Below are 21,350 nucleotides of genomic sequence, written 5' to 3'. Positions count from 1 at the left end.
GGGCCCTTCCGGCTGTTCCGACTCTATCAGATCCTTTCGGCGTCTGATTCCCAGTCAGCGGGGTTTGTCTTTGCGGCTGTTGGGCCGTTCCGACGTCTCAAACTCTAGCGGATTTCCCCGGCGCCTCATAATCGAGACTTTCGAAATGAATTTCGGCATGCCGAAATTCGTCCCGGTGGGGAGTTCGTGCTGAGTAGAGGTGCCGCATCAGCGGCGGGAGTGGTTGTCGAAGAACCGTTCCGGCTCGGTGACAACTCGGAGAACACTACGCATCCAGTGGAGGCGTGTCAAGGTCCGCCCAGCGGGGTCAGTCGAGGTCCTTCAGGCGGCCGCCGGCGTCGGGCTGGGTGAGCTCGACGCGGCGGAGAAGGCGGATGAGGATCTCGCCGAGGACTCCCCGCTCGTCGATCGTGAGGTCCTGGAGGAGGTCCTCCTCGAAGGCGGTGGCCATGCGCATGGCCTCCAGCCACTTGGAGCGGCCCTCGTCGGTCAGCTCGACGATCACGCGGACCCGGTTGTTCTCGTCGCGGTCGCGGGTGACCAGGCCCTCTCCCGCCATCCGGTCGATGCGGTGGGTCATGGCGGCCGGGGTGAGGCCGAGGCGCTTGGCCAGTTCGCCGGGGCCCAGCCGGTAGGGCTCGCCGGCGAGGACGAGGGTCTTGAGGACCTCCCACTCGGCATTGCTGATGCCGAGGTCCGAGAGCTGGCGGCCGTACGCCACGTTCATCCGGCGGTTCAGCCGGCCGAGGGCGGAGACGACCTTCTCGACCTGGGGGTCGAGGTCGCGGAACTCGCGCTGATAGGCGGCGATCTGCTCGTCGAGGCTCGGCTCCTGGGGGGCCTGCTGGCCGGACCGCTCGGTGGTGTCGGACATGCGGCGAGTATCCCACGCTCCTCGTTGGCATTGAAGTCCTTCACTGTGTACTGTTAAGCCGTTAACTTTAGTGTTGAAGTCTTCAAGGTTCAGGGCTACACCTCTGAACCTGCGACCGAAGTGGGTGAGTGTGACCGAGGCGAGGGGCGCGGCAATGCGCCGGATTCAGGCAGGCAGCGCGCTGAGCGCGTTCGGACTCGGCTTCACGGTGCCGTACCTCTATGTGTACGTCGCCCAGGTGCGGGATCTGGGCGCGGCGACGGCGGGCATCGTCCTGGCGGTCTTCGCCATGGCCGCACTGCTGGTGCTGCCCTTCAGCGGGCGGGCCATCGACCGGCGCGGGCCGGTGCCCGTGCTCCTGGTGGCCTCGGTGGTCGCCGCGGTGGGCGCGGTGGCGATGGGCTTCGCGTCCAGCGTGCCGGCGGCCGTGGGGGCCGCGGCGCTGCTCGGCGCGGGTACGGCGGTGTTGCAGCCGGCTCTCGCGACGATGATCGTCTGGTGCTCGACGCCCGTCGGCCGGACCCGGGCCTTCGCCATGCAGTTCTTCCTGCAGAACCTGGGACTGGGTGTCGGTGGTCTGATCGGCGGTCTGCTGGTCGACACGAGCCGGCCGGGCAGCTTCATCCTGCTGTTCTCGATCGAGGCGGCGATGTTCCTGGTCCTGGCGGCGGTCGTCGGGACCGTGCGGATGCCGGGCTCCCCCGCGCTCCAGGGCGCCCGTCCCTCCGAGGGCGGCAAGGGCGGCGGTGTCCGCGCGCTGCTCGGGCACAAGGCGATGGTGCAGCTGTGCGTGCTGGGCTTCGTCCTCTTCTTCGCCTGTTACGGACAGTTCGAGTCGGGGCTCGCCGCGTACGGCACCGAGGCGGCCGGGATCGAGCCGTCGACGCTGGGGATCGCGCTGGCCGCCAACACGGCGGTGATCGTGGCCGCGCAGTTCCTGGTGCTGCGGTTCGTCGAGCGCCGCAAGCGGACCCGGGTGATCGCGTCCGTCGGTCTGATCTGGACCGTGGCGTGGCTGATCGCCGGGTACGCGGGCCTCGGGCACGGCAGCCAGGCGATGGCGACGGCGGCGTTCGTCTCCACGTACGCGCTGTTCGGGCTCGGTGAGGCGATGCTGTCGCCGACCGTGGCGCCGCTGGTGGCCGACCTGGCGCCGGAGTCGATGGTCGGCCAGTACAACTCGGCCTTCGCGCTGGTCAAGCAGTTGGCGCTGGCCGTGGGTCCGGCCGTGGGCGGGCCCATGGGGGCCGCGCTGCACGGTCCGTACATCGTGACGTTCGTGCTCTTCTCGCTCGGCATCACCTTCCTGGCCGTCCGGCTCGGCCGGCAGCTGACCCCCGAGCAGAACCAGCCGTCGCTCGCGTCGGCCAAGCCGTCGAAGGTCGTCGCCCGGCACCGGCCGGAGCGGAAGGTCGAGGCGGCCGCCTAGAGGGCGTCCTCCTTGACCACCCGGTTCGGGAGGGCGAACTCGCACCAGACCGCTTTGCCGCCGCCCGGTGTGCGGCGGCTGCCCCAGGACGAGGCGATCGTCGCGATGATCGAGATCCCGCGACCCGCCTCGTCCTCCGTTTCCGCCCTGCGGCGGCGCGGGAGGTGGTCGTCCCCGTCGGTGACCTCGATGATCAGGCGGCGGTCGGTACGGCGCAGCCGCAGCCGCATGGGCGGGGTGCCGTGCTGGAGGGAGTTGGCGACGAGCTCGCTGGTGGCGAGGACGCCCAGGTCGCGGAGTTCGACCGGGAAGCGCCAGCTCGACAGGACGCCGGAGGCGAAGGCACGCGCGCGGGGGGCGGCCTCCACGCCGCCGAGGAGCTCCAGGGCCGCGTTGTGGAAGAGCTCGGCGTCGGTCCCCTCGCGGGAGGGGTGCTGGACGACGAGGACGGCCACGTCGTCGTCGTGCTCGGCGGTGACGCCCAGGGAGCGCAGCAGCCGGTCGCAGACGACCTGAGGGGTTCCGCTGGCGCCGGAGAGCGCGCGGGCCAGGGCGGCGACGCCCTCGTCGATGTCCTCGCGGCGGCGCTCGACCAGGCCGTCGGTGTAGAGGACGGCGGTGGAGCCGGGCGGCAGGGCGATGGAGCCGGAGGCGTGCAGCCAGCCGCCGGTGCCGAGCGGCGGTCCCGTGGGGTCCTCGGCGCGGCGGACGGTGCCGTCCTCGTCGCGGACGAGGATCGGGAGGTGGCCGGCAGAGGCGTAGACGAGTTTGCCCTCGCTGGGGTCGTGGATCGCGTAGACGCAGGTGGCGATCTGGCTGGCGTCGATCTCGGCGGCGAGGCCGTCGAGGAGCTGGAGCACCTCGTGCGGGGGCAGGTCCAGGCGGGCGTAGGCCCGGACGGCGGTGCGGAGCTGGCCCATGACGGCGGCGGCGCGCACGCCGCGGCCCATCACGTCGCCGATGACGAGTGCGGTGCGGCCGGCTCCGAGGGTGATCACGTCGTACCAGTCGCCGCCGACGGCCGCGTCGGTGCCGCCGGGCTGGTAGGTCGCGGCGATCCGCAGATCGTCGGGTTGTTCGAGGTCCTGCGGGAGCAGGGAGCGCTGGAGGGTGACGGCGGTCTCCCGGTGGCGGCGCTCGCTGGCCCGCAGCCGCTCGGCGGCCTCGGCGTGGTCGGTGACGTCGGCGGCGTGGACGAGGACTCCGCCGCCGTCGAGGTGCGGGCTGTCCACGGGCAGGCAGGTGACGGTGTACGACCCGCCGTCCTGGGTGCGGCGGGACTTGACCGTACGGGGTTTGCCGCTGCGGAGGACCTGGTCCATGAGCGGCAGCAGGCCGAGTTCCTCGGCCTCCGGGCAGGTGTCGGCGACGGTGGCGCCGGCGGGGCGGGGGCCGAACGCGGCGGCGTAGGCGTCGTTCACGTACGCGACCCGGTGTTCCGGGCCGTAGACGAGCGCGACCAGGCCGGGGAGCCGGCCGAGGAGCTCGCGTACGGAGAAGTCCTCCAGGGCGGGGGCGTCGGCGTCGATGTCGGCGTCGAGGTGCTCCAGCTGCTGACCGTACTCACCGCGGGCGGCGGGCACGGAGCCTTCGGTGCCCCGCGCCGCGCGGCGCTGCGTGCCGGGGAGCCGGGCGCTCCAACGGGTGAAGTTCACGGATCTGTATGCCTCGTGGTGTCGGTGCCGTGCAGAGTCACGCTGTGCAGGTGTGAGCCCACCTATGGTCACACGTCCAGTGTGGACGAGTGCACTGACAGTGATGTCAGGACGACGGCTTGTCGCCGGGGTCGGGTGGCGGAGCGGCGGCGAGTTCGAATTCGGCGCGGGGGTGTTCCAGCGAGCCGAGGGAGACGATCTCCCGTTTGAACAGGCCGGACAGGGTCCATTCGGCGAGGACCCGGGCCTTGCGGTTGAAGGTCGGGACCCGGCTGAGGTGGTAGGCGCGGTGCATGAACCAGGCCGGATATCCCTTGAGCTTGCGTCCGTAGACGTGGGCGACTCCCTTGTGGAGGCCGAGGGAGGCGACGGAGCCGGCGTACGCGTGCGCGTACTGCTTGAGCGGTTGCCCCCGGAGGGAGGCCGCGATGTTCTCGGCGAGGACCTTGGCCTGGCGGACGGCGTGCTGGGCGTTGGGCGCGCACTCCCTGCCGGGCTCCTCCGCGGTCACGTCGGGGACGGCGGCGGCGTCGCCGGCGGCCCAGGCGTGGGGGGCGCCGTCGACGGCGAGCTCGGCGGTGCAGCGGAGCCTGCCGCGTTCGTTCAGCGGCAGGTCGGTGGCGGCGAGGACGGGCGCGGGCTTCACTCCGGCGGTCCAGACGACCGTGCGGGTGGGCAGGCGGGTGCCGTCGCTGAGGACGGCGACCCGGTCCTCGCAGGAGTCGAGGCGGGTCTCCAGGCGTACGTCGATGTTCCGGCCGCGCAGCTCGCGGATCGCGTACCGGCCCATCTCCGCGCCGACCTCGGGGAGGATCCGGTCCGATGCCTCGACGAGGACCCAGCGCAGGTCCTCCGGCTTGACGTTGTGGTAGTATCGCGCGGTGTAGCGGGCCATGTCCTCCAGCTCGGCGAGGGCCTCCACGCCCGCGTAGCCGCCGCCGACGAAGACGAAGGTGAGGGCGGCGTCGCGGAGCGCGGGGTCGCGGGTGGAGGAGGCGATGTCCATCTGCTCGATGACGTGGTTGCGCAGGCCGATGGCCTCTTCGACGGTCTTGAAGCCGATGCCGTGGTCGGCGAGGCCGGGGACCGGGAGGGTGCGGGAGACGGAGCCGGGTGCGATGACCAGCTCGTCGTAGGTGAGCTCGGTCGCGCCGGTGCCCTCCTCCTCGGTGGCGAGGGTGGCGAGGGTCGCGGTCCGCTTGGCGTGGTCGACGGACCGGACCTCGCCGATGACGATCCGGCAGTGGTCGAGGACCCGGCGGAGCGGCACCACGACGTGGCGGGGCGAGAGGGAGCCGGCCGCGGCCTCGGGCAGGAACGGCTGGTACGTCATGTACGGCTCGGGGGTGACCACCACGATCTCGGCGGTGCCGGCTCTGAGCTCGGCCCTGAGCTGCCGCTGGAGGCGCAGCGCGGTGTACATGCCGACGTATCCACCGCCGACCACGAGAATGCGCGCAGGTTCGGTCACTGTCCCATGACGCACCGCCGTCCGTGGTTTGTCCACAGGCTCAGCAAATTGTGTGACCGGAGGGGTATGGAGGCGCGGGGTGGCGCGCGATGGGCGTGCGGAGGGATCGACGCAGGTCACGGCAGGTGGAGCGGGTCCGATGAGGGGTCGGAATCGGGAGTGTTCCGGGCCTTGCTCCGATCGGGGGGCGGACCGTACGGAACTTCCCCTTCTGAATTGACCCGGACTCAACTATGTTCGTACTTCGACGGGGTGTCGGATCGGAGCGCGTGGACCGAAGCGCTGATCGGCCGGAAACCCCGTGTCAGGGCGGGGAGTCTCCGGGGGGAGACATCATGAGCGGGGGAACGCTTATGCAGATTCAGGATTCACGTTGGCAGTCGGGCGCCGGAACGGCGATCGTCGACGACGGCCATGGCTCGGGGAGCGCTGTCCCCGAGTCGCGCAACGGGACGGTGCCGTCCGGCGGCAGGTCCGCGCCGCTTCGGGTGGACGCCCAGCGCAATCTGGAGCACGTCCTGCGGGCCGCGCGCGAGGTCTTCGGCGAGCTCGGTTACGGGGCTCCGATGGAGGACGTGGCGCGCCGCGCCCGGGTCGGGGTCGGCACCGTCTACCGCCGCTTCCCCAGCAAGGACGTGCTGGTGCGCCGGATAGCCGAGGAGGAGACCTCCCGGCTGACCGAGCAGGCGCGGGCCGCGCTGGGCCAGGAGGAGGAGCCGTGGTCGGCGCTCTCCCGGTTCCTTCGGACCTCGGTCGCCTCGGGCGCGGGCCGGCTGCTTCCGCCGCAGGTGCTGCGGGTGGGTGTGGACGAGCCGGTGGTGCTGCCCGTCGGCCACGACGGTGACGACGCGGCCTGGGTGCCGTCCCAGCGGGGTGTCGCCGAGCAGGCCGACGCGCGCATGGTCGCGCCGCGCGGTGTGCCGGCGGACGAGCGGGACGACGCCGGAGCGGCGGAGCTGCTGGAGGTCGTCGGCCGGCTCGTCGACCGGGCGCGTGAGGCGGGTGAGCTGCGGACGGACGTGACCGTGGCCGACGTCCTCCTCGTCATCGCCACGGCCGCCCCGGCCCTGCCGGACGCGGTGCAGCAGGCGGCGGCCTCGGCCCGGCTCCTCGACATCCTGCTCGAGGGCCTGCGGTCCCGGTAGGACCCGCGGTCCCCCCTGGGGAGAAGAAGGCTGTTCCGTGGTCCGGGCGGACCAACGAGCATGACACGAACGTGTGAGCGGTTACGCCCGGATACCGGAAGTCTCCCCGGACGAGTGGTAAGTGGACGCGCCGCTTCGGCGTGCCCGCGCTCTGTGGCAGGCTTGCCCGGTGTTCGGGTCTGGGCGTGCGTACGGGGGCTTCCGCGATGAGCGGTGAGGGTCGGGACCAACCGCTGGGCGACGGCGGCGGCACGGAACCCGGAGGACTGCCCTCCCGGCAGGTACCGAGCCAGGGCGGCCCGGTTGGCCACTCCGGCGGCGCGGCCGGCTCGGCGAGTGTGCCGGGCCAGGCGGGTGCGGTGGCTCCGCCGGGACTTCCCGAACAGACCGACCGGAGCGACCGGACCGATCGGCGCACCGACCGCACCGACCGCACCGAGCAGCCGGGTCGGGCCGAACAGCTCGACCAGGCCGAACACCTCGATCCGATCGACCGGATCGACGCGAGCGTGCCGCAGCAGCGGGAGGGCAAGCCGTACGGGCCGACGCCCCCGGCCGGTTCGGGATCCCGGGGATTCCCCGACGCCGAGGACGCCGACGCGTCCGAAGGCGTGCTCCCGCCGCCCGTCGTCCTGCCGCCCTCCGACTCCGAACTCGTCCAGCTCATGCGGGACGGCGACGACTCCGCGTACGAGGAACTGTTCCGCCGCCACTCCGACGCGGTGCGGCGGTACGCCCGGACCTGCTGCCGGGACGCGCACACCGCCGACGACCTGACGGCCGAGGTGTTCGCCCGCACCCTCCAGGCCGTCCGGGGCGGGGCCGGACCCGAACAGGCCGTCCGCGCCTACCTGATGACCACCGTCCGGCGGGCCGCGGCGAACTGGGCCAGGACCCAGAAGCGCGAGCACCTCGTCGAGGACTTCGCCGTCTTCGCCGCGGAGGCCGCCCGCTCCTCCGAGGTCTCCGACCAGGACACGATGGACCTCGGCGCGGACGTCCGCGCCATGCACGAGGCCGAGCAGTCGCTCGCCATGCAGGCGTTCCGGTCGCTGCCCGAGCGCTGGCAGGCCGTGCTGTGGCACACCACCGTCGAGGAGGAGTCGCCGAGCGACGTCGCCCCCCTCTTCGGTCTCACCGCCAACGCGACGGCCGTACTCGCCAGCCGGGCCCGCGAGGGCCTCAAGCAGGCGTACCTCCAGGCCCACGTCAGCCAGTCGCTGACCGCGGGCGGCGACTGCGCCCGCTACGCGGACCGGCTCGGCGCCTACGCGCGCGGCGGGCTGCGGATGCGGGCCGAGCGCGGCCTGCGCAAGCATCTGGACGAATGCGCCAAGTGCCGGCTCGCCGCCGGTGAACTCGCCCATGTCAACGCCGGGATCCCCGCGCTGCTGCCGGTCGCCGTCATCGGCTGGTTCGCCGCCGGGTACTCCCTCAAGGCGGCCGGTGTCGTCGCCGGCGGCGCCGTCGGCGCGGCCGGTGCCGGTGCGGCGGCCGCCGCCTCCGGCTCCTCCGGCGGCACGGCCTCCGGCGGGGCCGCCGCCGAGGGCCTCGGCGCGCCCGCGAAGGCCGGCATCGCCGCCGCCATAGCGGTCGCCGCGGCCGCCGGACTCGTCTGGGCCATGGCCGGGGACCCGCAGCCGGTGGCCGCGCCCAAGCCCGCGCCGCCGGTCGTGAACCCGGTGGTGCCGCCGGAGCCCGCGCCGCCGCCGAAGGCCGCGCCCACGCCCGTACCCCCGCCGCCGCCCGTACGGTCCGAGCCGCCGGCGCCCGAGCCGACACCGACGCCCGAGAAGCCCTCCCCGAAGCCGACGCCCCCGCCGAAGCCCAGCCCGAAGCCGACGCCGAAGCCGACCCCGCCGCCCGGCCCTGAGCCGACGCCCACGCCCGAGAAGCCCTCGCCGAAGCCGACGACGCCCCCGCCGAAGCCCGCACCTCCGACCGTCTACCAGGTCAACGAGCTGCAGTACGGGATCTTCGGCGACGGCACCAAGCCCGAGGTGGCCCTCTCGGACAGCAGCTGGATGTGGCAGCGGAACAACCTCTCCCTCGGCGGCACCACCTACGCGCACGGGGTCAGCGTCCACGCGCCGTCCTCGCTGCTGGTCGACCTCAACCGGCAGTGCACGAGCTACGACGCGATCGCCGGCATCGACGACCTGAGCGCCCTCCTCGGCGTCGGCGGCGTCCGCTTCTCCGTCTACGGGGACGGCGAGCGGCTCTGGCGCTCCGGTGTCGTCCGGGCGGGCGACCCGCCGCTTCCCGTGCACGTCGACATCTCCGGCCGCAGCACCCTCCGGCTCGTCGTGGAGGAGCACACGCCGTTCGGACGGGCCGCGGTCGCCGACTGGGCGGACTCCCGGATCAGCTGCTCCTGAGCCCCGCGCCCCCGGCCGCCCCCGTACCGTCGGGGTCCTTCGCCGGGCAGGACCCGACGAGGGCCAGGACGGCGTCGACGTCGAGCCCCGTGCCGGCCGCGCGGGCGGCGGCGAGGCCGGGCGCGCCGAGCGCGGCGAGCGCCTTCGCGTTCACCGCCTCGGCGTCCCGGAGCTGCGGGACGGAACGGGGTATGTCACGGCGCCAGACGTCGACGGCGGCCAGGACGGTCGCGGCGAGAGCGGGTTCGCCCACCTCCGCCAGGGTGAGGGCGAGTCCCTCGCCGAGCGCCGCGTACACGAGGTTCGCGCACTGGCCGTCCCGGGCGGCCCGCAGCGCCGACACGGCATGGGCCACGGCCTCGGCGCCCCTGCCCTCGTACGCCTCGACGAGCGCGGTGAGGCCGGTCACCGCGGCCGAGAAATGCGCGGGCGGGGTGCCGACCGAGACCAGCCGGGCGGCCTCCTCCAGCAGGACGCGGGCCTTCTCGATCTCGCCCTCGTGGAGCGCGATGGCGGCGCGCAGGAAGCCGACGAACGTACGGGAGTCCTGGACGCGGTAGCGCTCGGCCTCCGCCTCGGCCTCCGCGAGCCCCTTCTCGGCGGCCTCCATGTCACCGCAGTGGAAGGAGAGTTCGGCGAGACGGGCGAGGAGGAAGGGACTCTCCGCGTGCGCGCCGACCTCGCGGGCGAGCCGGAGGGCCTCCTCGTACGCCGCACCGGCCTCCGTGTGGCGGCCGCGCATCATGTGGGCCTCGGCCGCCGCGCTCGCGATCTGCGCCCCCATCCAGCGGTCGCCGACCCGGCGGGCCAGGCCATGGAGCTCGGCCAGGTCCTCGTCGACCCCGGGCATGTCGCCGGGCATGTCGACGACCATGTGCGTACGGAACATCAGGGTGACGCCGACCTCCCAGTCGCCGCCGTGGCGACGGCAGTTGTCGACGGCGGCGTCCAGCATGGCGCGGATCGTGGCCGGTTCCTCGGTGAGGTACGCGGTGAACGGCCAGAGCAGGCCGGGGAAACGGGCGGCCTCGGGACCGGGGTCCGTGCCGAACGCGGCACGCACCCGCCGCACCACGGCGGAGACCTCGGGGTCGTCCCGGAACTCGCCGGCGATGTGGTTCTCGACGGCGAGGAAGAAGTACAGCATCCGCAGGCGCATGCGCGGCCAGAACCGCGGATCCCCCGGATCCTCCGGGTCCTCGCCGAGCACGAGCGCGCGTTCGGCCCAGGCCAGGCCCTCGGGACGGTAGTTGCGCAGCCACCAGAACCAGCCCATGGCGAAGACCAGCCGGTGGGCGGCGGCCTCGTCCGGGGCGGCGAGGAGGGTGCGGTGCAGGGCGGCGCGGATGTTGTCGAGGTCGCGCTCGATCCGCTCGATCCAGGGCAGCTGCTCCCCGGACCGCAGCTTGGGCTCGGCGGTCTCGGCGAGCGCCGTGAAGTGGGCGGTGTGGACGGCCTCGGCGGCGGCGAGCAGGCCGGGTGTCTCGGCGGCGCGCTCGGAGGCGTACTCGTGGATGGTCTCCAGGAGGCGGTAGCGCATCTCCCCTCCGTCGACGGGCGTGGCGACCACGAGCGACTTGTCGACCAGGGCGCCCAGGGAGTCGGCGGCGCGCGGGGAGAGGGCCTCCACGGCGGCCAGGTCCCAACCGCCGGCGAAGACCGAGACCTGCCGGAGCAGGGTCCGCTCGTCCGGGTCGAGCAGGTCCCACGACCAGTCGACGACGGCGCGCAGGGTCTGCTGACGGGGCAGGACGGTACGGGAGCCGGAGGTGAGCAGCCGGAACCGGTCGTCGAGGCGGTCGGCGATCTGGCGCGGGGTGAGCAGCCTGAGCCGGGCGGCGGCCAGTTCGATGGCGAGCGGCAGACCGTCCAGGCGGCGGCAGATCTCGTCCACCGCGACGCCGTCCCGGACGGGGTCGAACGCCGGACTCACCGCCCGGGCGCGCTCGGCGAACAGCCGGTGGGCCGGGTCGGGCGGCAGCGGCTCCACGGGGCGCACCGACTCGCCGGGGACACCGAGGGGTTCACGGCTGGTGGCGAGGATCCGCAGCCGCGGGCAGTGCGTCAGGAGGGTCTCGGCGAGCGCGGCGGCCGCGTCGATCACATGCTCGCAGTTGTCGAGGACGAGGAGCAGCGGGCGGCGGGCCAGGTGCTCCACGAGGTGGACCACCGGGTCGTCCTGGAGGGGCACGCCGTCACGGGTGATCAGGTTGATCTCCCGGAGCCGGAGCGCGGAGAGCACCGCGCCGGGAAGCGCCTCGGGGTCGTCCAGCGGGGCGAGCTCGGCGATCCAGGCCGCCGGCCCGACGGCCCGGAGCGCCGCCTCCTCCGCGAGCCGCGTCTTGCCGGAGCCGCCGGGGCCGGTGAGCGTGACGAGTCGCGAGCGGTCCAGGTCCGCGTCGAGGGCGGCGAGCTCGGGCTCCCGGCCGACGAAGGACGTGAGCCGGGGGCGGATGTTGCCGCGCGGGGGGTCGGCGGTGGCGGCCTGGGCGGTGGCGTGGGGCGCGTCCGCCGCGGGCGCGGGCGCGGGCGCGGGGGCGGTCGGCGGGGCCTGGGCGGGGGCCTCGGCCGGAGCCGCTCCGGTGAGGAGTTCGCGGTGGAGCGCGGCGAGTTCGGGGCCGGGGTCGGCTCCGAGGCCGTCGGCGAGGGTGCGGCGGGCCGACTCGTACGCGGTGAAGGCGTCGGCCTGGCGGCCCTCGGCCCGCAGGGCGCGGATGAGCTGGGCCTGGAAGGTCTCGTCGTACGGGTGGGTGGTGGTCAGCTCGGACAGTTCCGGTACGAGCCCGTCGACGGCGCCCCGGCGCAGGTCGGCCTCGACGCGCCGGCGCAGGGCCGCGAGCCGCTGGGCCTCGGGGCGGACGCCGGCCGGTTCGGGCAGGTCGGCGAGGGCGGGGCCGCGGAAGAGCGCGAGGGCCTCCCGGAGGAGTGCGGCGGCGGCGTCGGGGTCGTCGGCGTCGAGGCGGGTGCCCGCGTCCCTGACCAGGTGCTCGAAGACGTACAGGTCGATGTCGTCGGGTCCGGCGACGAGCCGGTAGCCGGGGCCGGGCGTGGAGGCGACGGCCTCCCTGCCGATGACCCGGCGCAGACGGCCGACCAGGGCCTGGAGGGCGGCGGGGGTGTCGAGCGGCGGTTCGTCGCCGTACACGTCGTCGGCGAGTTCGGTGACGGACGCGGCCCGTCCGCCGCGCAGCGCCAGCGCGGCCAGCAGCGCGCGCAGCCGGGCGCCGCCGAGGGGGAGGGGGGTGCCGTCGGACCGAAGGGCCTCGGTGGTGCCGAGGATGAGATACCGCACCGGCCCATTGTGTCCGGTGGCCCGGACCCGCGCCTCGGGGTTTACCCGGACCTCGGAAGGCCGAGGTGTCGAGCGCGAAGCCGAGCGGGTGTGGCAGCGGGACGACCGTCCCCAGCTTGTGGACGGACTGGTGGTCGCAGTCGTCGCCCGCGGGCCCGGAGCAGACGACGGCCTCGGCGGCCTCGCGGTCGATGAGGAGGTAGACGGGGATGCCCCCGCGCGCATACGCCCGGATCTTCAGCCCGACCCGGTCCGGAGCGCGTCCACTCGAACGAGCGTGCTGTGACGTCTCGTCCTGCGGTCGCGCCGCCCCTCACGCCGGAAGCGACCTCGTCGCGGGGATCAGCGGGCCCTGGACCGCGCGGTGGGCGCGGGGTTCCGTCGTGCTGGTCCAGCAGGAGCCGCGGCGGGCGAGGAGGCGGCGGAGCCAGAGCTCGGTGGAGACGAGGTCGGCGAGGCCGTCGAGAGGGACGGGCTCGCCGTCGGCGGCGGCGCGCAGCGCGCCGCGGACGACGCGGGCCTCGATGAGGCCGGCGTCGGCGAGGAGCGGCGCGTCGAAGAGGGCGACGAGGTGGGGGAGGGCGGCCCGGAGGCCCGCGCGGGTGGCGGCGGCGGGCACGGCCGGGTGGGGGGCGCCCCAGCCCGCCGGGAGGTCGTGGATACCGGCGCCGGAGAGGACGGTCCGCAGCACGCCGGCGCGGGCGTCGGGCTGGACCCGGAGCGATTCGGGGAGCTCCCGGCAGGCCCGTACGACCTGGTTGTCGAGGAAGGGGGCGTGCAGCCGCTGGCCGCGGATCTCCGCGGCCTGCTCCAGGACCCGGTGGTCGGCGGCGGCCCGGGCGAGGGCGGCACGCGCGCGTGCCTCGCCCGGGCGCTGGACGGAGGTGGGGAGGGTCGCCGCCCGGTTCAGACGAACCGATACCTCGGCCAGTGCCTCCCCCGTCAGCCACCGTGCCGCGGGACCCGGCCGCGACCAGGCGAGGGCGGACAGCGACGCCTCCAGGGGGCCGAAGCCGTCCGGGGCCGTGCGGTTCGCCTCCAGGACGCGCCGGGCCGCCGCCTCGAGCCCCGTCCGGTAGGGGGTACGGGCCAGCTTCCGCGCCGCCCGGTACACGGTCAGCGGCACCAGGAAGGCACCCGCGGACGGCCCCGACGCCTTGGCCAGCGCCGTCACGGGACGCACCAGGGAGCGGCGCCTGCGGTCCATGAGGAGGTCGGCGAGGCGCGCCGGGTGCGCGTCCAGGACCTGCTTGGCGCCCATGCCCGTGAAGTGGTCGGCGCTGCCGCCCGCGAGCCGCCGCCGGTGCCGTTCGGCCGTGACGAGCGAGGGCCCCGGCTCGTCGGTGAGCGGCCCGTCCAGGGCGGCGTACGGGAGCGCCTCCTCGCCGGCGGCCACGACGACGTGGTGCAGGCGCGGGTCCGCCGCGAGCTCCCGGGCCCGCTTCAGCTCCTCCTCGCGCCCCGAACCGTCCCGGGTGGCCAGGTCGTTGAAGGTGACGGCCAGCAGCCGCTCCCCCGCGCCCGCGCCGTGCCCGATGATCGTGCCCGGCACCCCCGGGAGCCCGGCCGCCAGGAGGGCGAGGGTGCCGGAGGCGCTGCCGCCCGAGAGGTCGGCGCCGATGCCGGGGGCCGGGCCCGCGCCCCGGGCCGCGCGCCGGTCGGCGGGCCCCATGCCGGGGACGGGGCCGGGGTCGGGAAGCGGGACCTCGGGCGCGTGCCGGGGGGCGGTGAGCCGGGCCCGTACGGCTTCGACGAGGGCGTCCCGCACCCCTTCGACGGCCTGCCGGGGGTCGGCCTCGGCCGCGGCGACCGCGAGCGAGGCGACCTGTTCGTACCCGGCGATCTCCCGCGCGCCCTCCCGCAGGATCAGCGCGTGGCCCGGGGGCACGCGCCGGACGCCCTCGTACGGGGTGGAGTCGCGCAGCGCCTCCGGGGTCTCGGGGCAGGCGAGCAGAGCGGCCAGGTGACCGATGTCGAGCTGGGCCTCGACGAGGTCGGCCAGCGGCAGGGCGGCGGTGGCGAACGCGGTGCCGCCGGCCCACGGGGTGTGGAACACCGGCCGGGCGCCCGCGAGGTCACCGGTGACGGTGACGCGACGGCCCGCCGTGACGACGGCCGTGTAGCTGCCGGGCCATGCGGTGAGGTGCCGCAACGCGCCCCCGCGCGCGGTGAGCAGGCCGATCCGCAGTTCCTCGTCGCTCGCGGCGCAACAGCCGAGCACGGCGAGGCGGGTGTGGTCGTCGACGGCCACCACGCGCACCTCGTCGGGCCGCCAGTCGCCGACCGCCCACAGCGGATCGGGGCCGTTCCAGAGGAGTTGTGCGCCCACGGGCTGCACCGTGCGCCCCTCGGCCGCCCGCTCGGAGCCGTAGTCGGAGGAGGAAGAGGAGAAGTCGGAGCCGTGACCGGGAGACCAGCCGGCGCCGTGGCCTCCGGAGCCGGTGCCGTGGCCCCCGGAGCCGTATCCGCTGTTCACCGCTCCCGCCCGGGTCCCGGCGGTCGTGGCGACGTTCGCGGCGACACTGCTCCAGCCCACCAGCCATCGCATCGGCGCCTCCACATCCGTTTCGGTGGGAGACATGCTGCCACGACAACGGCGCACGGGGCGGGGTCCGGGTGCACGCGCGCGAAAGGTGAATGCGCCCCTGGCATGGGCCAGTTGAAAGCCGGCGGCACACCGGCGTCATTCGGCCAAATATCGACCGCCCCCGATGGGTTTGAAACACGTCCGGGTGGTCCGGCTCCTCACCGGCCACCGGCAGCCCGGGAGGCGCTCCCGCCTCCCGGCACCGTCCGCCGCCCGCGGGGAATGGGGCGGCGATATCCCCCAGCCCACTGGTCCGGGACACCGTTCCCGGCCGAGCGGGCCGACCCACGCGGTTCTCATGGAAGCGCTCCCCCACCGGCCGGACGAGAGCGCACGGCCGGGCGCACGGCCACACGACGGGAGCACGAGCCGGCCCGGCGGACGCCTCCGACGACCGGTCACACAACAATCTCGCCATACGGAACACCGCCCCTTAACGGTAGGGATGCGGCGAACTACGCTGTGTTTACGAATGCCGCACGCCTATGCCCGGCGTCGTGGCGGCCGTCTGGGTGGTCGAGGGGTGGCGTCATGTCCAGGGAGCAACGCGGGCCGAACGAAAAGCTCGGCACGGTTCTCGCCCTCGCGGGAATCAGCAACGCCGGGCTCGCCCGGCGCGTCAACGACCTCGGTGCGCAACGGGGTCTGACACTTCGATACGACAAGACCTCGGTCGCGCGCTGGGTGTCGAAGGGCATGGTGCCGCAGGGCGCCGCCCCGCACCTGATCGCCGCGGCGATCGGGCAGAAGCTCGGCCGGCCCGTGCCGCTGCACGAGATCGGGCTCGCGGACGCCGACCCGGCGCCCGAGGTCGGGCTCGCCTTCCCCCGCGACGTGGGCGAGGCGGTCCGCTCCGCCACCGACCTGTACCGGCTGGATCTCGCCGGGCGCCGGGCGGGCGGCGGCATCTGGCAGTCGCTGGCCGGATCGTTCGCGGTCAGCGCCTACGCGACCCCGACGTCCCGCTGGCTGATCACCCCCGCCGACCCGTCGGTCGAGCGCGAGGCGCCGCGCCCCGGTGCGGGCGTCACCGCCACGGCGGCCACGGAGCACGCGCGCGTGGGGCACAGCGACGTCGCCAAGCTCCGCGAGGCCGCCGAGGACGCACGGCGCTGGGACTCCAAGTACGGCGGCGGGGACTGGCGCTCCTCCATGGTCCCCGAGTGCTTACGCGTGGACGCCGCTCCGCTGCTGCTCGGCTCGTACTCGGACGAGGTCGGCCGGGCCCTGTTCGGCGCGACCGCCGAGCTGACCCGCCTGGCCGGCTGGATGGCCTTCGACACCGGGCAGCAGGAGGCCGCCCAGCGCTATTACATCCAGGCCCTGCGGCTCGCCCGCGCCGCCGCCGACGTGCCCCTCGGCGGGTACGTCCTGGCCTCCATGTCGCTCCAGGCCACCTACCGGGGCTTCGCCGACGAGGGCGTCGACCTCGCCCAGGCCGCCCTGGAACGCAACCGGGGCCTCGCCACCGCCCGCACCATGTCCTTCTTCCGGCTCGTCGAGGCCCGGGCGCACGCCAAGGCCGGCGACGGGGTCGCCGCCGCGGCCGCGCTCAAGTCCGCCGAGGGCTGGCTGGAGCGGTCCCGGGCGGGCGACGCCGACCCGACCTGGCTCGGCTTCTACTCGTACGACCGGTTCTGCGCCGACGCCGCCGAGTGCTACCGGGACCTGAAGGCGCCCCGCGAGGTGCGCCGCTTCACCGAGCAGGCGCTCTCCCGGCCCACCGAGGAGTTCGTCCGCTCGCACGGGCTGCGGCTGGTCGTCTCGGCCGTCGCCGAGCTGGAGTCGGGCAACCTGGACGCGGCGTGCGCGGCGGGCACGCGCGCGGTGGAGGTGGCGGGGCGGATCTCGTCGGCACGGACCACGGAGTACGTGCGGGACCTGCTCCACCGGCTGGAACCGTACGGGGACGAGCCCCGCGTCATGGAGCTGCGGGAGCGCGCCCGGCCGCTCCTCGTCACTCCGGCGTGACACGCGTCCCACGACGTGAGCGTTTAGCGGCGTTGTCAGTGGGCCAGTGCACTATCGGGGGTGGGAGGTGGCGCTGGTGTTTGACTGTGACGTGCTGGTGATCGGCGGCGGGATCGTCGGGTTGTCGACGGCGTACGCGCTGACGCGTGCCGCTCCCGGCACGCGGGTCACGGTCCTGGAGAAGGAGCACGCCCTCGCGCGCCACCAGACCGGGCGCAACAGCGGGGTGATCCACAGCGGGATCTACTACCGCCCCGGCTCGCTCAAGGCCCGGTTCGCCGTCGAAGGCGCGGCCGAAATGGTCAAGTTCTGTGCAGAATGGGGCATTCCGCACGAGGTGACGGGGAAGCTGATCGTCGCCACCACGCGCGAGGAGCTGCCCCGGCTGCACGCCCTGGTGCAGCGCGGCCGGGAGAACGGCATCCCGGTGCGCGAGCTCGGCCCGACCCAGATCAGCGAGTACGAGCCCCGGGTGCGGGGCCTCGCCGCGATCCACGTCGGCACGACCGGCATCTGCGACTACGGCGCCGTGTCGCAGCGGCTCGCCGAGTCCTCCGGCGCCCGCATCCTGTACGGCGCGGAGGTCACCGTCATCGACCGGCGGCCCTGGGGCGTCGCCGTGCGGACGGCCGACGGCCGCGTGGTGCGGGCGCGGGTCCTGGTGAACTGCGCGGGGCTCCACTGCGACCGGATCGCCCGGCTCGCCGGCGACGACCCGGGCATGCGGATCGTCCCCTTCCGTGGGGAGTACTACGAGCTCACCGACCCCTCGCTCGTCCGGGGCCTGGTCTATCCCGTGCCGGACCCCGCCTTCCCCTTCCTCGGCGTCCACCTCACCCGGGGCATCGACGGCGGCGTCCACGTCGGACCGAACGCGGTCCCGGCACTGGCCCGCGAGGGATACGGCTGGTCCGTCGTCCGCCCCCGCGAACTGGCCTCCACCCTCGCCTGGCCCGGCTCCTGGTCCATCGCCCGCGCCCACTGGCGCTACGGCGCCGGCGAACTGCACCGCTCCCTCTCGAAGCGGGCCTTCACCGAGGCGGTCCGGCGGATGCTGCCGGTCGTCGAGGAGTCCGACCTGCGACGGGCGGCGCCCGGCGTGCGGGCCCAGGCGGTCCTGCGGGACGGCACCCTCGTCGACGACTTCCTCATCCGCGAGGCGGCCCGCACGGTCCACGTCCTCAACGCGCCCTCGCCGGCGGCGACGGCCTCCCTGCCCATCGGCCGCGAGGTGGCGGGCCGCGCCCTGGCCCTGCTGTGACCCCGCGCACGGAGGCGGGCCGGGCGGAGGCCCGGCCCGGGGCGGCGCCGTAGAATCGACGGCATTGTGTCTGAGCAGCCTGAGATGAACACCCAGCCCACCCCCGCCCCCGCCCAGCCCGTCGCGCGGCGGGGAAGCCGGATGTTCGCCCCCGGTGAAGGGCCGCTGCCCGACCCGGCCGGGGCGCATCACGAGCGGCGGATCCGGAGTTTCCAGCCGCGCCGCAGCCGCGTCACGTACGGCCAGGCGGAGGCGATGCTGAAGAGGTGGCCCGACTGGGGCCTCGACATCGACGGCAAGGGCGTCCTCGACCTGGACGAGATGTTCGGCGGACTGCCGGTCGTCCTGGAGATCGGCTTCGGCATGGGCGAGGCGACCGCGCAGATGGCGGCCGCCGACCCCGGCACCGGCATCCTCGCGGTCGACGTGCACACCCCGGGCCAGGGCAACCTGCTCGGGCTCGCCGACCGCAACGGCCTGACCAACGTCCGGGTCGCCAACGGCGACGCGATCATCCTGCTCCGCGAGATGCTGGCGACGGACTCCCTCGACGGCTGCCGGGTCTACTTCCCCGACCCCTGGCCCAAGGCCCGCCACCACAAGCGGCGGCTGATCCAGCCCGAGTTCCTCAGCCTCCTCGCGACCCGGCTCAAGCCCGGCGGCGTGCTGCACTGCGCCACCGACTGGGAGTCGTACGCCGAGCAGATGCTGGAGGTCCTCTCCGCGCACCCCGACTTCGAGAACACGCGGGCGGACGGCGGCTTCGCACCCCGCCCCGACTTCCGTCCCGTCACGCGCTTCGAGGGCCAGGGCCTGGACAAGGGCCACGTCGTGCACGACCTGCTCTTCCGCAGGGCCCCGCGCGGGTAATCCCTCGCCCGGTGTCGGTGGGGGTCGTTAGGGTCGCTCACGTGTCGAACCACGCCCCCGCCGACCGGCCCCCCGAGGACACCGCGCCCGTCCCGCACCGGGACACCGACGAGCCTGCCTTCCCGGCCGCCGCCGACCGGTCCCAGTGGCGCTACCGGCCCCGCCGCGCGTTCTGGCGCAGCCGCCTGGTGCGGGCGATCACCGTCGTCGTCCTGCTGGCCCTCTGCGCCCTGGTCATCCTGGCGCTGGTCCGCGAGCAGACCGGCACCCAGGGCTTCCTCGTCGGCCTGGGCCTCGCGGTGTTTCCCGTACCGCTGCTCATGGCCGCGTTCCGCTGGCTCGACCGGGTCGAGCCCGGTCCCTGGAAGAACCTGCTCTTCGCCTTCGCCTGGGGCGCCTTCGCCGCCGCGCTCGTCGCGATCCTCGCCAACTCCTTCGCGGTCCGCTGGATCGCGACGGCCACCGCCGATCCGGACTCGGCCGACACCCTCGGGGCCACCGTGATCGCCCCGGTGGTGGAGGAGAGCGCGAAGGCGGCCGCGATCCTGCTGCTCTTCCTCTTCCGCCGGCGGCACTTCGGCGGGCTCGTCGACGGGGTTGTCTTCGCCGGCTTCACCGCGACCGGCTTCGCCTTCACCGAGAACATCCTCTATCTCGGCAACGCCTTCGGCGAGGACCAGGAGTTCGGCTCCTCCGGCATCGGCATGGTGACCGCCGGGACGTTCTTCGTCCGGATCGTGATGTCGCCGTTCGCGCATCCGCTGTTCACCGTGCTCACCGGCATCGGCTTCGGGTTCGCCGCGCTCGCCCCGCGCGACAGACGGCTCCGCCGGGTGCTGCTGCCGCTCGCCGGACTGCTGCTCGCCATGGGGCTGCACGCCGCCTGGAACGGCTCGGCCACCTTCGGCGGCCCGTGGGCGTTCTTCGCGGTGTACGGGGCCCTCATGGTCCCGGCCTTCGGTCTGCTGACCTGGCTCGCCGTCTGGAGCCGGCAGCGCGAACTGCGCACGATATCCGGCGAGCTCCCGGCGTACGCGGCGGCCGGCTGGCTCTCCCCCGCCGAGCCGCTCGCGCTCTCCTCGATGCGCGCCCGCCGGCTGGCCCGGACGTCCGCCGGCCGGACGTACGGCCCGGCGGCGGCGCGGGCCGTCGGCGAGTACGAGTCCTTCGCGACGACCCTCGCGTTCCTCCGGGACCGGGCCCGGCGCGGCACGGCCGGACCGGACTTCCCGGCCCGCGAGCAGGAACTGCTGCACCACCTGTGGCAGCGCCGCCAGGTCGCCTCGCCGGCGCTGACGTACGCGGCACGGGCGACGGGCCGGGTGTGGGCGCCGCCGCAGTACCTGGACTACGGCGGCTACAACCCGTACCGGAGCTAGGGGTGTCGAGGGGTGTCGTGCCGATCGGGCCGGATCAGGGAGCGGCGTCGCGGGACACCCGCTGGCCGGCGGACGCCTCGGTGAGCAGGGTCAGCTCGGCCTCGGTGAGCGTGAGGCCGGCGGACGCGACCAGCGCCGGGAGCTGTTCGACCGTACGGGCCGAGGCGATGGGCGCGGCGACGGTGGGCCGGGAGGCGAGCCAGGCGAGGGCGACGGTGGCGAGCTCCGCCCCGTGCGCCTCGGCGACCGTGTCGAGCGCGGAGAGGACGGCCCGGCCCCGCTCGGTGTCGAGGTGGCCGCCGGCTCCGGCGGCGCGGACGCTGTCGACGGTGGCGCCGGGGCGGTACTTGCCGGTGAGGAATCCGGAGGCGAGGCCGTAGTAGGGGACGGCGGCGAGACCGGCCCGCTCGGCGGTCTCCAGGAGCGGGCCCTCGTAGGTCTCGCGGGAGACCAGGTTGTAGTGCGGCTGGAGGGCGACGTAGCGGGTGAGGCCCTCGGCCTCGGCGAAGTCGAGGGAGGCGCGCAGCCGCTCCGGGGAGATGTTGGAGGCGGCGACGGCGCGCACCTTGCCGTCCTTCACCAGCTGGTCGAGGGCGGTGACGATCTCCTCGACCGGCACGGACTCGTCGTCGAAGTGCGTGTAGTAGAGGTCGATGTGTTCGGTGCCGAGGCGGCGCAGCGACTCCTCGGCGGCGCCCTTGATGGTGGTGGCGGAGAGCCCCTTGAAGTGGGGGTGGGCGCCGACCTTGGTGGCGACGACGATGTCGGCGCGGTTGCCCCGGGAGGCGAGCCAGCGGCCGATGACGGTCTCGGACTCGCCGCCCTCGTTGCCCTCGGCCCAGGCGGAGTAGACGTCGGCGGAGTCGACGAAGTTGCCGCCCGCGGCGGCGTAGGCGTCGAGGACGGCGAAGGACTGTGCCTCGTCGGCGGTCCAGCCGAAGACGTTGCCGCCCAGGGCGAGCGGGAAGACGTGCAGGTCGGAGCTGCCCAGCGGGCGGAGAGTGGTCATGGGTGGATCAACCGCTCCGGCCGCCGGGC

13 protein-coding genes are annotated in these 21,350 nt (G+C 74.3%); 7 read left to right on the top strand and 6 right to left on the bottom strand.

Features of this window, described 5'->3' with window-relative positions:
• Positions 1 to 307: 307 nt before the first annotated feature.
• On the bottom strand, positions 308 to 874 hold the full coding sequence (locus ACFVZH_RS25510) for a MarR family winged helix-turn-helix transcriptional regulator (RefSeq protein ID WP_384900590.1): 567 nt from the start codon (positions 872 to 874) through the stop codon (positions 308 to 310).
• Positions 875 to 1,028: 154 nt separating this feature from the next.
• Between ACFVZH_RS25510 and ACFVZH_RS25505 the strand changes: the two genes are divergently transcribed.
• On the top strand, positions 1,029 to 2,303 hold the full coding sequence (locus ACFVZH_RS25505; RefSeq protein ID WP_384900588.1) for an MFS transporter: 1,275 nt from the start codon (positions 1,029 to 1,031) through the stop codon (positions 2,301 to 2,303).
• Here the strand turns inward: ACFVZH_RS25505 and ACFVZH_RS25500 are convergent.
• A complete protein-coding gene (locus tag ACFVZH_RS25500; protein WP_384900586.1) occupies positions 2,300 to 3,958 on the bottom strand; it encodes a SpoIIE family protein phosphatase in 1,659 nt (552 codons plus the stop codon). The two genes, ACFVZH_RS25505 and ACFVZH_RS25500, sit on opposite strands and share 4 nt — an antisense overlap.
• A gap of 106 nt (positions 3,959 to 4,064) precedes the next feature.
• The gene (locus ACFVZH_RS25495) at positions 4,065 to 5,429 is read right to left on the bottom strand and encodes an NAD(P)/FAD-dependent oxidoreductase (RefSeq protein WP_384900584.1); all 1,365 of its coding nucleotides are present in this window, start codon (positions 5,427 to 5,429) and stop codon (positions 4,065 to 4,067) included.
• A 335-nt stretch (positions 5,430 to 5,764) separates the two neighbouring features.
• Between ACFVZH_RS25495 and ACFVZH_RS25490 the strand changes: the two genes are divergently transcribed.
• Positions 5,765 to 6,574 carry a TetR/AcrR family transcriptional regulator gene (locus ACFVZH_RS25490; RefSeq protein ID WP_384900582.1) on the top strand — a complete coding sequence of 270 codons (810 nt, stop codon included), beginning with the start codon at positions 5,765 to 5,767 and terminating at the stop codon, positions 6,572 to 6,574.
• Between the two features lie 206 nt (positions 6,575 to 6,780).
• Positions 6,781 to 8,952 (top strand): sigma-70 family RNA polymerase sigma factor, encoded by a 2,172-nt coding sequence (locus ACFVZH_RS25485; protein WP_384900581.1) that lies wholly within the window; start codon positions 6,781 to 6,783, stop codon positions 8,950 to 8,952.
• Here ACFVZH_RS25485 and ACFVZH_RS25480 read toward each other — a convergent pair.
• Together ACFVZH_RS25480 and ACFVZH_RS25475 are read right to left on the bottom strand one after the other, a co-directional pair.
• Positions 8,939 to 12,244 carry an ATP-binding protein gene (locus tag ACFVZH_RS25480; protein WP_384900579.1) on the bottom strand — a complete coding sequence of 1,102 codons (3,306 nt, stop codon included), beginning with the start codon at positions 12,242 to 12,244 and terminating at the stop codon, positions 8,939 to 8,941. The two genes, ACFVZH_RS25485 and ACFVZH_RS25480, sit on opposite strands and share 14 nt — an antisense overlap.
• A 313-nt stretch (positions 12,245 to 12,557) precedes the next feature.
• Positions 12,558 to 14,792, bottom strand: a complete 2,235-nt coding sequence (locus ACFVZH_RS25475; protein ID WP_384900599.1) for an asparagine synthase-related protein — start codon at positions 14,790 to 14,792, stop codon at positions 12,558 to 12,560.
• Positions 14,793 to 15,362: 570 nt separating this feature from the next.
• Here ACFVZH_RS25475 and ACFVZH_RS25470 point away from each other — a divergent pair.
• The 4 genes from ACFVZH_RS25470 (at position 15,363) to ACFVZH_RS25455 (ending at position 20,312) form a co-directional block, all read left to right on the top strand.
• Positions 15,363 to 16,802, top strand: a complete 1,440-nt coding sequence (locus tag ACFVZH_RS25470; protein WP_384900577.1) for an MFS transporter — start codon at positions 15,363 to 15,365, stop codon at positions 16,800 to 16,802.
• A gap of 76 nt (positions 16,803 to 16,878) precedes the next feature.
• Positions 16,879 to 18,063: an L-2-hydroxyglutarate oxidase gene (gene lhgO, locus ACFVZH_RS25465; protein WP_384900575.1), complete on the top strand. Its 1,185-nt coding sequence runs from the start codon at positions 16,879 to 16,881 to the stop codon at positions 18,061 to 18,063.
• Positions 18,064 to 18,204: 141 nt separating this feature from the next.
• Positions 18,205 to 18,933: a tRNA (guanosine(46)-N7)-methyltransferase TrmB gene (gene trmB, locus ACFVZH_RS25460; protein WP_384900597.1), complete on the top strand. Its 729-nt coding sequence runs from the start codon at positions 18,205 to 18,207 to the stop codon at positions 18,931 to 18,933.
• A gap of 41 nt (positions 18,934 to 18,974) precedes the next feature.
• Positions 18,975 to 20,312 (top strand): PrsW family intramembrane metalloprotease, encoded by a 1,338-nt coding sequence (locus ACFVZH_RS25455; protein ID WP_384900574.1) that lies wholly within the window; start codon positions 18,975 to 18,977, stop codon positions 20,310 to 20,312.
• A 34-nt stretch (positions 20,313 to 20,346) separates the two neighbouring features.
• On the opposite strand, the gene ACFVZH_RS25450 is transcribed toward ACFVZH_RS25455, so the two are convergent.
• Positions 20,347 to 21,321 (bottom strand): aldo/keto reductase, encoded by a 975-nt coding sequence (locus ACFVZH_RS25450; RefSeq protein ID WP_384900572.1) that lies wholly within the window; start codon positions 21,319 to 21,321, stop codon positions 20,347 to 20,349.
• Positions 21,322 to 21,350: the final 29 nt, after the last annotated feature.

The organism is Streptomyces sp. NPDC059534 (assembly GCF_042743475.1).
Taxonomy (GTDB): domain Bacteria; phylum Actinomycetota; class Actinomycetes; order Streptomycetales; family Streptomycetaceae; genus Streptomyces.
Note: the sequence above shows the minus strand (reverse complement) of the source record. Positions and strands in the feature narration are given on the sequence as shown.